This is a genomic window from Nocardioides sp. LML1-1-1.1 (genome assembly GCF_040676175.1).
In the GTDB taxonomy this organism is placed as follows: Bacteria; Actinomycetota; Actinomycetes; order Propionibacteriales; family Nocardioidaceae; genus Nocardioides.
The window spans coordinates 653132-666175 of the sequence record NZ_JBEGHK010000002.1 but is presented as its reverse complement, the minus strand read 5'-3'; the positions used below and the strand labels follow the sequence as shown (position 1 = coordinate 666175).

Here is a 13044-nt window from a genome sequence, read left to right as displayed (position 1 = left end):
GGTGCCGTGGGTCGAGCAATCGTCGTGGGCGCGGGGGTCGCCGGGCTGACCGCCGCCCGTGACCTCGCCGAGGCCGGCGCCGACGTGCTCGTGCTGGAGGGCACCGACCGCGCGGGCGGCAAGCTGCGGGCCGGTCAGGTCGCCGGGATCACCGTCGACGTCGGGGCCGAGGCGATGCTGCACCGCCGGCCCGAGGGCGCCGCGCTCGCGACCGCGCTCGGCCTGCCGCTGACCCACCCGAGCGCCGCCACCTCCCGGGTCTGGACGCGCGAGGCGCTGCGTCCGCTGCCGCGCACCGTGATGGGCGCCCCGGTCGACCTCGACCAGCTCGCGGACAGCGGCATCCTGTCCGCCGACGGGCTCGCCCGGGCGCGCGACCAGCGCCCGGTCGACAGCACCGCCGACACCTCCGTCGGTGACCTCGTCGCCGCCCGGTACGGCGCGGAGGTCGTCGACCGCCTCGTCGAGCCGCTCCTCGGCGGGGTCTACGCCGGCCAGGCCCGCCGGATCTCGGTCCGCTCCGCCGTGCCCCAGCTCGCGAGCCTGCTCGCCCAGCCCGAGGTCGCCGTCCCGCTCCCGCCCGCGGACGCCCCGCCGGTCTTCGCCGCCACCGAGGGGGGCATGTGGCGGCTCGTGGCGGCGCTCGCCGACGACCTGGCGGCACGCCCCGGCGTCGAGGTCCGGTACGACGCCCCGGTGACCGCGCTGCGTCGTACCGGCGCGGGCTTCGTGGCCACCACCCCGCAGGGCGACGAGGCCGCCGACCACCTGGTGCTGGCGACCCCCGCGGCGCCGAGCGCCCGCTTGCTGGCCGACGTCGCGCCGGACGCGGCCCGGGAGCTGGCGGAGATCGGCTACGCCTCGGTCGCTCTGGTCACCCTCGCCTTCCGTGCCGACGAGACCGCGGAGGTGCTCGACGTGGGCGCCGCCGGCTTCCTGGTCCCGCCGGTCGACCGACGCCGGATCAAGGCCTCCACCTTCTCCTTCGCCAAGTGGGACGGCGTGCGGGTCGCGGGCGACGGCCTGCTGGTGCTGCGCACGTCCCTGGGCCGCTACGGCGAGGAGGACACCCTCCAGGTCCCGGACGCCGAGCTGGTGGCGGCCTCGCTGGCCGACCTCGCCGCGGCGACCGGCCTGCGGGTGCCGCCGGTCGACGCCGTCGTGCAGCGCTGGGGCGGGGGACTGCCGCAGTACTGGGTCGGCCACGCCGACCGGGTCGCCCGGGTCCGGGCCGCCGTCGCGGCGGTCCCGGGGCTCGCGGTCTGCGGGGCGTCGTACGACGGCGTGGGGATCCCGGCCACCATCGGCTCGGCCCACCGTGCGGTCGCCGACCTGCTCGGCGGCACAATGGGGGCATGACCGATCCCCAGGCGCACCTGAAGTCCAACGCGGCGAAGATCAACGAGCTCAACGACACCATCCGCTTCACGATGTGGTCGGTCTTCCAGCTCGCGCAGCCGCTGGGCGCCGACGAGGTGGTCCGCAAGGCCGAGCTCGCCGAGCTGGAGACGCTCGCCGCCGAGCTCGCCGAGCAGGACGTCGTGATCCGGGGCGTCTACGACGTCGCCGGGCTCCGCGCCGACGCGGACCTGATGATCTGGTGGCACGCCGCGACGAGCGACCAGCTGCAGGACGCCTACCACCGGCTGCGTCGCACCGCCTTCGGTGCGCGGCTCGCGCCGGTCTGGTCGCAGATGGCGCTGCACCGCCCCGCGGAGTTCAACCGCAGCCACCTGCCGGCGTTCCTCGCCGACGAGCGGGCGCACTCCTACGTCGCGGTCTACCCGTTCATCCGCTCCTACGAGTGGTACCTCCTCGAGGACGCCGAGCGCCGTCGCCTGCTCGCCGAGCACGGCCAGATGGCCCGCGACTACCCCGACGTGCGGGCCAACACCGTCCCCAGCTTCGCGCTCGGCGACTACGAGTGGATCCTCGCGTTCGAGGCCGACGACCTGACCCGGATCGTGGACCTGATGCGCCACCTGCGCGGCTCGGAGACCCGCCGCCACGTGCGCGAGGAGGTGCCGTTCTACACCGGGCGGCGGGTGTCGCTCGACGAGCTGGTGTCCCGGCTGCCCTGACCGGTCCGGCGCAGCAGCAGCAGCCAGGTCGGCGCCGCGGCCAGCCACAGCGCCGTCAGCGACACGCTCAGCCGCTGCACCAGGCCGAGCCCGACCGCGTCGCCGTGCAGCAGCAGGGTGGCGGTGAGGACCGCGTCCAGCGCGCCGCAGAGCGCCGCGACCACGCCGACGGTGAGCAGCGCCCGGCGCCACCGCACCGCGGCCCCGAGGCGGCGCAGCGCCAGGGAGCAGGTCAGCAGCGCGACCAGGAAGGCCACCGTCTCGACGAAGCTGGCGACGCCGTGCGGCTCGGTCACCTTGGCCCACCACGAGCCGGTGCCGGGCTCGGGCAGCTCCGCGCCGAAGGTGTACGACGCGGACAGCGGCGCCGCGGTCTCGAAGACCGCGCAGGCGGCCAGCAGCACGAGCGGCGCCCACACCCGGGCGTCGCTGCGCGCGAGGGCCCACGCCAGGGCCGCTCCCAGGCCGAACATGACCGCCGCGACGAGGTCGGAGACCCGGAACACCTCGGCGTAGGGCTGCCCGGCGGCCGAGAGCTCGCTGATGAAGCTGGTGGCGAGGTCGGCGCGCACCGGCAGCACGAGCTGGAGCACCCAATCGGCGTACCCCATCCCGCCGAGGACGAGCAGGACCACCGCGACCCAGCGCAGGTGGCGGCTCACTCGGCACACTCCGAGGTGCCGGGGCGGACCATCGGGAAGGCGATCGTGGAGCGGATCGGGTCGCCGGACAGCAGCATGAGCAGCCGGTCGACGCCCATCCCGAAGCCGCCGGTGGGCGGCATGCCGAGCTCGAGCGCCTGGAGGAACTGCTCGTCGACGACCATCGCCTCCGGGTCGCCGCCGGCGGCCAGCAGCGACTGCTGCTCCAGCCGGCGACGCTGCTCGACCGGGTCGGTCAGCTCGCTGTAGGCCGTCGCGAGCTCCATCCCGAAGGCGACCAGGTCCCACCGCTCGGCCAGGGCGGGGACGTCCTCGCGGGCCCGGGTGAGCGGGCAGACCGAGGTGGGGAAGTCGACGTAGAAGGTGGGCGCGACGGTGGCCGGCTCGACCAGCTCCTCGTAGAGCTCCAGGACCAGCTGGTCGGCGCTCAGCTCGGCGCCGGCGATCCCGTGGGCGTCGGCGATCTCGCGCAGCACCTCGCGCGGGGTGTCCCAGGCGAGAGGTACGCCGACGGCGGCCGCCACCGCGTCGTGGACCGGGACGACGGTCCACTCCCCGCCGATCGCGACCCGCTCCTCGGTGCCGTCCTCGGCCCGTCGTACGAGCGTGGGCTCGCCGTGGACGGCGGTGGCGGCGTCGACGACGAGCGCCTGGCACAGGTGCCGCATCGTGGTGTAGTCGCCGAACGCGGCGTACCCCTCCAGCGCGGTGAACTCCGGGTTGTGGGTGCGGTCGACGCCCTCGTTGCGGAAGACCCGGCCCAGCTCGTAGACCCGCTCGACGCCGCCGACGCAGAGCCGCTTGAGGTAGAGCTCGGGGGCGATCCGCAGCGAGAGCGGGAGGTCGTAGGCGTTGCTGTGGGTCGTGAAGGGCCGCGCGTTGGCGCCGCCGTGGACGGTGTGCAGCACCGGCGTCTCGACCTCGAGGAAGCCCTGGCGGTGCAGCGACTCGCGCAGCACGCGCAGCACGGTGGCCCGCCGGCGCAGGTGGTCGCGCGCAGGGTCGCTCATCGCGAGGTCGAGCTCGCGCTGGCGCACCCGCAGCTCGGGCGCGAGCGGGCCGTTGACCCGGCCGGGGAGCGGGTGCAGGCACTTGGCGAGCATCCGCCACGAGGTCGCCACCACCGAGCGCTCGCCCGTGCGGCTGTGGCCGACGGTGCCGGCGACCTCGACCAGGTCGCCGAGGTCGCACAGTGCGACGAAGTCGTCGAGGTCCGCGCCCAGGTCGTCGTCCTGCAGCAGGCACTGGACGGTGCCGTCCCAGTCGCGGAGGTCGGCGAACACGACGCCGCCGTGGTCGCGGATCGCGACCAGTCGTCCGGCGACGGTGACCGGCGCGCCGTCGGCCGCGGCGAGCGCGGCGCTGGTGCGCACCGGCGTCGCCCCGCCGCCCGGGTACGGCGCATGGCCGGCCTCGGCGAGCGCGCTCATCCGCTCCATCCGGATCCGCACCTGCTCGGGCCGCCGGCGACCGCGGGCGGCCTGCTCCTGGTGTGCGCGCACCGCGGCCACGATCTCCTCGGCGCGCTCCTCGGGCAGGTGCTCGGGGTGCAGCGGGCGGCGGGTGCGGATCCACTCGGGGATGTCGAGGTAGCCCTCGGCGATGCCGGCGGCGACCCCGATCCGGGGGACCATCCGGGCGTCGTCGTAGCACAGGTAGCGGGGGAACCAGATCGGCTCGAACTTCACGTTCGAGCGGTAGAGCGCCTCCAGCTGCCACCAGCGCGAGAGCACCAGCAGGACCCGGCGCCAGCCGCGCAGCACGGGCCCGGCGCCGATCCGGCCGCCCTCCTCGAAGACGGAGCGGAGCACCGCGAAGTTGAGCGAGATCCGCGAGATCCGGTGCTCCGCGCCGCGCTCGGCCAGCATGCTGACGATCAGCTCGATCACGCCGTTGGGCGCTGCCGGGTCGCGGCGCATCAGGTCCAGGGAGATGCCGGAGCGGCCCCACGGCACGAAGGACAGCAGGGCCAGCACGTCGCCGTCGGGACCGATCGCCTCGGCGAGCAGGCAGTCGGCGTCGGCGGGGTCGCCGAGCCGGCCCAGGGCCATGGAGAAGCCGCGCTCGGGCTCGTCGCCGCGCCACTGCTCGGCCAGGTGCTGGACCTGGGCCATGTCCGCGGCGCTGATCTGGCCGTGCCGGCGGATCCGGACGGTGATGCCCTGTCGCTGGGTGCGGCGCACGGCCCGCTGGATCGGGCGCAGCCGGGGCCGGCGGCGGTGGAAGTCGACCACGTCGATGATCGCCTCGTCGCCGAGCTGGAGCGCGCTGAGCCCGGCGCGCTCGTAGGTGTGCGCGCCGCGCTCGCTGGCACCGAGCACCGCCTGGGACCAGCCGTGCTCGTCGGCGTACGCCTGCCAGTTGGCGATCGCGCCGGCCCAGGAGCCGGGCTCGCCGATCGGGTCGCCGCTGGCCAGGCAGACGCCGGCCTCGACCCGGAACAGCAGCACCGCCCGCCCGTTGTCGGAGAACACGGCGGTCTTGTCGCGACGGGTGGCGAAGTAGCCGAGGGAGTCGTGGCGGCCGTGCTCCTCCAGCAGCGCGCGCACCGCGCGCTCCTCCGGCGCGGACAGCGCCGAGCGCAGGGCCTGGGACTGGAAGACGACTGCGAAGGAGCCGAGCAGCGAGACCGCGCCCAGGAAGCCGATCAGGTCGGTGACCCAGTCGTCGGGGCGCCCGTCGAAGGCGCGCGGGCCGATCACGCCACCCGTGGCGCGGTTGACCGACCACAGCAGCCGCTCGTTGACGGGCAGCGTGCCGTGGAAGACCTGCAGCAGGCCGAAGCCGATAGCGATGCTCACCAGCAGGCAGGGGAGCAGGATGGCGAGCGCCTTGAGCACCGAGCGGGAGCGGACCCGGGTGGTGAACCCGCCGCGGGCGAGCACCACGACCCCCAGCAGGACGACGGCGACGAGGATCGCCGCCTGGCTGCGCGGGCGGGTGGTCAGCTCGCCGGCCGCGTCGGCGAGGTTGATCAGCAAGACGATGACCAGGATCCGCCACCCGGCCCGCTTGCGGGCGCTGAGCGCCGCGGCGAGCAGGCCCAGGAAGGTGGCGTAGGCGAGGTTCGGCAGGATCAGCAGCACGTTCTCGCCGATGCCGATGAACAGCGGCGCCAGCTCGTGGCGCAGCGGTCGGATCACGGCGATGAGCGCGCACAGGGCAGCCCAGCAGCCGACGACGGTGGCCGCGACGGAGGGGACCCGGCGCTCCAGGACCTCGATCGCGCGCCGTACGCCGCCGCTCACCGGGGGGCCCGAGGGGTTCGACACCCGGGAACCCTAACCGGGCAACACTCGGCACATCGGGATTGAACGTTTGCAATCTCTATCGACTTAGTGCACTATGGGTCTCGTGACTCCTCCCGTTCCCGGCTCCCGCGGCGTCCTGCGCTCCGGTGAGCTCTGTCGTCCCTGCTGTTGATCCCCGCCCCGCCGATCCAGCCCGACCGACATCTCGAGGAATCCCGATGACCCAGCTCGCCGTCCTGCCCCTGCTCGAGGCCGTGCGCAACCACGCCACCGACCCCGACCTCCTCCACCTCCTCGACCCCGCTCCCGAGGAGCGCTCGTGGATCCGCCTGCTCCGCACCGACGACTACGAGCTCTGGCTGATCTCGTGGCCCGCCGGTGCCGCCACCGACTGGCACGACCACGGCTCGTCGTCCGGCGCCTTCACGGTGCTGCGCGGCACGCTCACCGAGCACCGCTTCGACGGCGGGCTGAAGCTCACCGACCTCGGCGTCGGCGACGGCAAGGCATTCGGCGCGGGCTACGCCCACGACGTCCGCAACCCCACCGACGAGCCGGCGCTCTCCCTGCACGCCTACTCGCCGCGGCTGTCCACCATGACCCGGTTCCGCTTCCGCGGCGACCGCCTCGAGGCGCTCGGTGTCGAGCGTGCGGGGGAGGAGTGGTGAGCGCGCTCGCTACTGTCGTCCCCATGGCCCGCCCCCGGTACGACGGCGTGGACGCCCTCCTCGACGACGCCCGCTCCCGCCTCGAGCGGATCTCGGCCCGCGCCGCCTTCCAGGAGCTGGTCGGCGAGGACGCGGTGGTCGTCGACATCCGGCCCGCCGCCCAGCGCGCCGCCGAGGGCGAGGTCGCCCCCTGGTTGCCGCTGCTCGTCATCGAGCGCAACGTGCTGGAGTGGCGCTTCGACCCGCGCAGCGAGGCCCGGGTCCCGGAGGCGTCGTACGACCGCCGGGTGATCGTGCTGTGCCAGGAGGGCTACACCTCCTCGCTGGCCGCCGACGCGCTGCAGAGCATCGGCATCTCCCGCGCCACCGACGTGGTGGGCGGGTTCGCCGCCTGGCGCGCCGCCGGCCTGCCGGTCGCCGACGGCGCCGCCTGATCCCGAGGTGACACGAACGGCAGCTGCGCCGGGGGTTCGCGGCTGTCGTTCGTGTCACTGCGATGTGGGTGGCTGAGTAGGCTCGGAGACATGGCATACGAGGTCGAGAAGACGGACGAGGAGTGGCGCGCCGAGCTCACTCCCGAGGAGTACCAGGTGCTCCGCCAGGCCGGCACCGAGCGGGCCTTCACCGGGGAGTACACCGACACCGAGACCACCGGCGTCTACCGCTGCAAGGCTTGTCAGGCCAAGCTCTTCGAGTCCGACACCAAGTTCCACTCCGGCTGCGGGTGGCCCAGCTTCTACCAGCCGATCTCGGACACCATCGAGTACCTCGAGGACGACTCGCACGGGATGAAGCGGACCGAGGTGCGCTGCGCCAGCTGCGGCTCGCACCTGGGCCACGTGTTCCCCGACGGCTACGGCACGCCGACCGGTGACCGCTACTGCATCAACTCGGTCAGCCTGACGCTGGAGCCCAAGCAGGCCTGAGCCTCAGGCGGGCGTGATCGAGCGCCGCTTGCCCGGCACTCGCGGCGCCCGCCGTGGCTGGGTCCGGCCGAAGCACTCGACCAGCAGCCGCCGGGTCTCGGACGGCAGCACGACGTCGTCGACGCCGAAGCCGTCGGCGGCCAGCACCGGGTCGATGTTGGCGCGGAACAGCTCGATCAGCTCGGCCCGCTTGGCGGCGGGGTCCTCGGCGTCCTCGTACTCCGCCCGGAACGCGATGTCGACCGCGCTCTCCACCGGGATCGCGCAGATCTCGGCGGTCGGCCAGGCCAGCGACAGGTCGGCGTCGATGCTGCGCCCGCCGCCCATCACGACGTACGCCGCCCCGTAGGCCTTGCGCGTCACGACCACCGCGCGCGGCACGCTCGCGTTGCCGAGCTCGTAGCCGATCCGGGCGCTGCGGCGCACCAACCGGCTCTCCTCGGCCGCGACCCCGACGAGGAAGCCGGGCAGGTCGATGAGCACGACCAGGGGCAGCCCGAAGGCGTCGCAGGTCGCGATGAAGACCCCGGCCTTCTCGCAGGCCGGGCCGTCGAGGGCACCGCCGAGGTGCTGCGGCTGGTTGGCGACGATGCCGACCGGACGGCCGCCGAGGCGGGCGAAGGTGCACACCACGTTCGGCGCCCACGCGGCCTTCACCTCGAAGACCGACTCGTCGTCGCAGAGCGCCTCGATCACCTCGCGCACGTCGTAGGCCACCCGCATGTTCGCGGGCACCAGGTGGTCGATCCGCACCGCGTCGGACCCGGGGAGGGCGGTGCGTTCGCCGAGGTTCTGCGCGCCGTCCTGCCAGGAGGGGAGGTAGGACAGGTAGAGCCGGACCGCGTCGAGCGCCTCGTGCTCGTCGTCGACGGCGAGGTCGACGACCCCGCGCCGGGCGCACGCGTCGGCGCCGCCGAGCTCCTCGTTGGTGGAGTCCTCGCCGGTGCCGTTCTTGACCAGGAAGTCCGAGGACAGGCCCATCGTGGCCTGCCCGCGGACGATGGTGACGAAGTCGCAGCAGGACGCGATGTTCGCGGGCGCGCCGAAGCCCGGGCCCAGCATGGCCGCGACCAGCGGCACGTAGCCGGACAGGTCGCCGAGCTTGAGCAGGAAGCCGGAGCCGGGCGCGGCCAGCCGCGAGTCCAGCGCCTCCTGCATGCGGTGCCCGCCGCCGTCCATCAGCATCACCAGCGGGATGCGGTCGTGCAGCGCGCGCTCGGCGAGCCGCTCGACCTTGGCCATCCCGACGGCGCCGTTGCTGCCGCCCAGCACCGTGAAGTCGTACGCCGCCAGCGCGACCGGCCGCCCGTCGACGTACCCGATGCCGGTGACGACGCCGTCCGCCGGCGCCACCAGCGTAGCGGCGCCGTTGTTGGAGGGCCCGGGGCCGGCGAGGCCGCCGATCTCGAAGAACTCGGTGGTGAGGATCGCGATCCGCTCGCGCGCGGTGAGCTTGCCGCGGGCGTGCTGCTTGGCGACCTTCTCCGCGCGGGCGTCGTCGAGCAGCGCCGCCTTGGCGGCGCGGACGTGCTCGACGAGGGCGTCCTCGGTGCTGGGGATGGCGTCGGTGGTCATCGGGCTCCTTCGAGAGAGGCGAGCAGGAACGGGCGGGTGGCGCGCCACTCGGCGTCGATGTCGGCGTCGGGCCACAGCAGCCGGCGCATGGCGAGCCCACGCATCGTGGCGGCGACGTACCGGCCGGCGACGAGGCCTCCGGGGCTGGCCAGCTCGGGCGCGATGGTCGCCGCCAGCGCGACGCCCTCGCGGTCGATGCGCTCCTCGACGACGAGCAGGTGGGCGCGCAGGTCGGGGTTGGTGCGGGCCTCGACCCACAGCTCCAGCGCGGCGACGAAGGTCGGGCCGGCGTAGAACTGCCAGACCACGTCGAGCGCGGCCGCGGTGCCGCGGCGCGGCTGACGCGCCAGGTCGGCGCGGGCATCGGCGATCCGGCGGGCGGCGAGCTCGTCGACGGCGGCGGCGACCAGGGCCGCCTTGGTGCCGAAGTGGTGGAGGTGGGTGCCGACCGAGCGGCCCGCGAGCCGGCAGATCTCGGCGACGGCGAGCCGGCCGTAGCCGACCTCGTCGAGCAGGGTCAGGGTCGCCTCGACCAGGGCCTGGCGGCTCGCGGCGCTGCGTTCGTCCTGGGTGGGCACGGTGCGACCGTAGCCCACTTCCGTTACGGCCGTACTGTTTCTCGCGGTGCGGGACCGGCTACGGTGACCGGGTGAGCAAGACCCCCGCGGCGATGGTCCAGGCCGGTGAGCGCGAGGTCCGGGTGTCCAGCCCCGACCGGGTGATCTACGAGGCCACCGAGCGCACCCCGGAGGTCACCAAGCTCATGGTCGCGCAGTACGTCGCGGCGGTCGGCCCCGGCCTGATGCGGGCCCTCGGCGAGCGGCCCACCGCGCTGGAGCGCTGGCCCTCGGGTGTCCGCGAGGGCTTCCGGCTCGCCACCGGGCCGCGCGACAACGACGCCGAGGGCTTCTACCAGAAGCGGGTCCCGAAGGGCGCTCCCGAGTACCTGGAGTCCGTCGCCATCACCTTCCCCTCCGGTCGCACCGCCGAGGAGGTCTGCCCGACCGAGATCGCGGTCCCGGTCTGGTGCGCGCAGATGGGGACGCTGACCTTCCACCCCTGGCCGGTACGACGCCCCGACGTCGACCACCCCGACGAGCTCCGCCTCGACTTCGACCCGCAGCCCGGCACGACGTTCACCGACGCGGTCCGGGTGGCCGGCGTCGCGCGTGAGCTGCTGGAGGAGCTCGGCCTGACGGGCTACCCGAAGACCTCGGGCAACCGCGGGGTCCACGTCTACGTGCGGATCGAGCCGCGGTGGGAGTTCACCGACGTCCGGCACGCCGCGATCGCGTTCGGCCGCGAGCTGGCGGTGCGCGACGAGCAGGTCACCACGGCGTGGTGGAAGGAGGAGCGCGGCGAGCGCATCTTCATCGACTACAACCAGAACAACCGCGACCGGACCATCGCCTCGGCGTACTCCCTCCGGCCGCAGCCGGGTGCTCCCGTCTCCACCCCGCTGACCTGGGCGGAGCTGGCCGAGGTCCGCGACCCGAGGGACTTCAACCTGTTCACCGTCCCGGACCGGGTCGCCGACGGCGACCCGTGGGCGGGCATCGACGACGAGCCGTTCTCGCTCCAGCCGCTGCTGGACCTGTGGGACCGCCAGGTCGCGGAGGGGGCGGGCGAGCTGAACTTCCCGCCGGACTACCCCAAGATGCCGGGCGAGCCGCCGCGGGTGCAGCCCAGCAAGAAGGTCGCCGAGCACTGGGACGACCAGGGCAACCGGATCGAGTAGGGGCCGGGGCTACAGGCCCTTCACGACGGCGACCTCGCACAGCCGCGCGAGGTCGCTGCGCACCCGTGGGTCGAGGCCCGGTACGACGTCGGCGAGCAGCAGGTGCGCGCCGCAGCGCGCCGCCTGGCCGGGGTGCCCGAGGTCGAGGTCCGGCACCATCGCGACGACGCTCTCGCACAGGTCGATCGCGCGGTCCCGCTCGGCCGGGGACAGCCGCGTGCCGGCGAGCGCCTCGAAGAGGCGGACGTCGAGGGTGTGCAGGGCCGACATGACCGCTCAACGAGCGGTCGGCGCCGGCTGTTACGGCTCAGACGCCGGTGACGCCCTCGCCGCCGCCGGCCGACTGCTCCTCGAGCGACTCGTGCTCCAGCAGGTGCAGCACGGGGACGCCGAGCTTGCGCCGGGCCCGCGAGGTCCAGTCGACGTGGAAGAACTCCGCCACCAGGTGCGGGCGGGTCAGGATGATGGCCTCGCGGCCGTCCACCTCGGTCACCTTGCGCGAGAGCGCGTCGACCGGCGGGTCGGTGACGACCGCGCTGCTGCCGACGTGCGCGCCGCTCGCGGTGAGCGCCTCGGCGGTGGCGTCGATGTCGCGCTGGGCCTGCTCGCGGTACTCCTCGCGCAGGCTGTCGATCTCGTCCGGCGAGGGCGTGACCGGCGGCGCGATCAGGTCGGCCCCACCGATCACCCCGAGCGAGGCCTCGACAGCCGCGGCGGCATCGGCCATCGGCAGCAGGACGTGGTAGATCACCTCGATCGTCGGGTCGTCGTCGAGCTCGACGTGCAGGGCTCGGACCTGGGCGGCATCGGCGGGGGTCAGCGCCTGCTCGACGAGGAGGACGACGTCGTACGGCTCCTCGCGAGGAGCGGGGTCGGTGCTCATGGCACCATCCTGCCCCTCCCGTCCTCACCGGTCGAGGCTCACCCCCCGAGGACGTCCGCCAGGTCGTACTTCACGGGCTGCTCCAGCTGGTCGTAGCCGCACGAGGTGGCGTCGCGGTCCTCGCGCCAGCGCTTGAAGTGCGCGGTGTGCCGGAACCGGCGGCCCTCCATCGCGTCGTACTTGACCTCGATGACGCGCTCGGGACGCAGTGGGGTGAACGAGAGGTCCTTGCCCTGGCTCCACCGGCTCTGCGTGCCCGGCTGGCGTCCGGGGTTGGCGACGAGGAACTCCTGCCACCGGCCCCACGGGTGCTCCTCGATCGGTACGACGAGCGCCTGCAGCTCGGTCCACAGCTCGGCCCGCCGGGCGGCGGTGAACGACGCGCTGACGCCGACGTGCTGGAGCTCGCCGCCGTCGTACAGGCCGAGCAGGAGGCTGCCGATCAGCGGCTTCTCCGGCGTGCTCGTCTTGTGCTCGCGGTAGCCCGCCAGCACCACGTCGGCCGTGCGCTCGTGCTTGATCTTCAACATGGTGCGGGCGTTCTCGGCGTACGGCGCGCTCAGCGGCTTCGCCACCACCCCGTCCAGGCCGGCGCCCTCGAACTGGTGGAACCACTCCTCGGCGACCGCCGGCTCGGTGCTGGTCCGGGTCAGGTGGCAGCGACCTTCGTCGGCGGACAGGCCGGCGAGCGCCTCCTCCAGGGCCGCGCGCCGCTCGCTGAACGGCCGGTCGACGTACGACTCCTCGCCCAGGGCGAGGAGGTCGAAGGCCACGAAGTCCGCCGGCGTCTGCTCGGACAGCATCTCGATCCGCGAGGCCGCCGGGTGGATCCGCTCCTGCAGCACCTCGAACTGCAGCCGGCCCTTGCCGTCGCTGCCGTCCTGCGCCACGAAGATCTCGCCGTCCAGCACGCACCGCGGCGGCAGCTCCGCGCGGGCCGCCTCGACGAGCTCGGGAAAGTAGCGGGTCAGCGGCTTGGTGTTGCGGCTCGCCAGCTCCACCTCGTCGCCGTCCTTGAACAGGATGCAGCGGAAGCCGTCCCACTTGGGTTCTATTTGTACGTCGGGGAACATTGCGAGCGCCTTCTCGAGCGAGACGGGCTTGGCCAGCATGGGCTGGATCGGCGGCATCACGGGGAGGTCCACGCTTTCACCCTAGAAGAGTGGCGGCCACGCCATCGACAGACAGACCGCTGCCTACGCCTTCGGCACCATCGAGATCTCCAACCAGACGACTGACTTCGATCCACCTCAATGTGGC

The 13044-nt window shown here is 73.7% G+C and carries 13 protein-coding genes; 6 read left to right on the top strand and 7 right to left on the bottom strand.

All coding sequences use genetic code 11. From position 1 onward, the window contains the following. Positions 1–6: 6 nt before the first annotated feature. Both MRBLML1_RS10005 and hemQ read left to right on the top strand, forming a co-directional pair. Positions 7–1359 (top strand): protoporphyrinogen/coproporphyrinogen oxidase, encoded by a 1353-nt coding sequence (locus tag MRBLML1_RS10005; RefSeq protein ID WP_364515025.1) that lies wholly within the window; start codon positions 7–9, stop codon positions 1357–1359. Next, the gene (hemQ, locus tag MRBLML1_RS10000) at positions 1356–2081 is read left to right on the top strand and encodes a hydrogen peroxide-dependent heme synthase (protein ID WP_364515023.1); all 726 of its coding nucleotides are present in this window, start codon (positions 1356–1358) and stop codon (positions 2079–2081) included. The genes MRBLML1_RS10005 and hemQ overlap by 4 nt, the downstream gene beginning before the upstream one ends. On the opposite strand, the gene MRBLML1_RS09995 is transcribed toward hemQ, so the two are convergent. Next, entirely contained in the window at positions 2030–2743 is a 714-nt protein-coding gene (locus MRBLML1_RS09995; RefSeq protein WP_364515021.1) for a DUF998 domain-containing protein, read from the bottom strand. The genes hemQ and MRBLML1_RS09995 overlap by 52 nt on opposite strands. Then, entirely contained in the window at positions 2740–6015 is a 3276-nt protein-coding gene (lysX, locus tag MRBLML1_RS09990) for a bifunctional lysylphosphatidylglycerol synthetase/lysine--tRNA ligase LysX (protein ID WP_364515018.1), read from the bottom strand. Before lysX ends, MRBLML1_RS09995 begins: the two co-directional genes overlap by 4 nt. Before the next feature lie 197 nt (positions 6016–6212). Between lysX and MRBLML1_RS09985 the strand changes: the two genes are divergently transcribed. The 3 genes from MRBLML1_RS09985 (at position 6213) to msrB (ending at position 7588) form a co-directional block, all read left to right on the top strand. Continuing rightward, positions 6213–6662 carry a cysteine dioxygenase gene (locus tag MRBLML1_RS09985; protein WP_364515015.1) on the top strand — a complete coding sequence of 150 codons (450 nt, stop codon included), beginning with the start codon at positions 6213–6215 and terminating at the stop codon, positions 6660–6662. A 23-nt stretch (positions 6663–6685) separates the two neighbouring features. Then, positions 6686–7096, top strand: coding sequence for a rhodanese-like domain-containing protein (locus MRBLML1_RS09980; RefSeq protein WP_364515013.1), 411 nt, complete (start codon positions 6686–6688; stop codon positions 7094–7096). 90 nt (positions 7097–7186) lie between these two features. Further along, positions 7187–7588 carry a peptide-methionine (R)-S-oxide reductase MsrB gene (gene msrB / locus MRBLML1_RS09975; RefSeq protein ID WP_364515010.1) on the top strand — a complete coding sequence of 134 codons (402 nt, stop codon included), beginning with the start codon at positions 7187–7189 and terminating at the stop codon, positions 7586–7588. Positions 7589–7591: 3 nt separating this feature from the next. On the opposite strand, the gene MRBLML1_RS09970 is transcribed toward msrB, so the two are convergent. Together MRBLML1_RS09970 and MRBLML1_RS09965 are read right to left on the bottom strand one after the other, a co-directional pair. Beyond that, complete coding sequence (locus MRBLML1_RS09970; protein ID WP_364515008.1) at positions 7592–9163, bottom strand: acyl-CoA carboxylase subunit beta; 1572 nt, start codon at positions 9161–9163, stop codon at positions 7592–7594. Then, the gene (locus tag MRBLML1_RS09965; RefSeq protein WP_364515005.1) at positions 9160–9741 is read right to left on the bottom strand and encodes a TetR/AcrR family transcriptional regulator; all 582 of its coding nucleotides are present in this window, start codon (positions 9739–9741) and stop codon (positions 9160–9162) included. The genes MRBLML1_RS09970 and MRBLML1_RS09965 overlap by 4 nt, the downstream gene beginning before the upstream one ends. Before the next feature lie 71 nt (positions 9742–9812). Between MRBLML1_RS09965 and MRBLML1_RS09960 the strand changes: the two genes are divergently transcribed. Beyond that, complete coding sequence (locus MRBLML1_RS09960; protein ID WP_364515003.1) at positions 9813–10901, top strand: DNA polymerase domain-containing protein; 1089 nt, start codon at positions 9813–9815, stop codon at positions 10899–10901. Positions 10902–10910: 9 nt separating this feature from the next. Here MRBLML1_RS09960 and MRBLML1_RS09955 read toward each other — a convergent pair whose 3' ends face one another. From MRBLML1_RS09955 to MRBLML1_RS09945, 3 genes are read right to left on the bottom strand one after another with little or no spacing between them, the layout of a single operon-like run. Further along, complete coding sequence (locus MRBLML1_RS09955) at positions 10911–11171, bottom strand: hypothetical protein (RefSeq protein ID WP_364515001.1); 261 nt, start codon at positions 11169–11171, stop codon at positions 10911–10913. 37 nt (positions 11172–11208) lie between these two features. Then, the gene (locus tag MRBLML1_RS09950; RefSeq protein WP_364514999.1) at positions 11209–11784 is read right to left on the bottom strand and encodes a hypothetical protein; all 576 of its coding nucleotides are present in this window, start codon (positions 11782–11784) and stop codon (positions 11209–11211) included. A gap of 38 nt (positions 11785–11822) precedes the next feature. Next, entirely contained in the window at positions 11823–12929 is a 1107-nt protein-coding gene (locus tag MRBLML1_RS09945) for an ATP-dependent DNA ligase (RefSeq protein WP_364514997.1), read from the bottom strand. Positions 12930–13044: the final 115 nt, after the last annotated feature.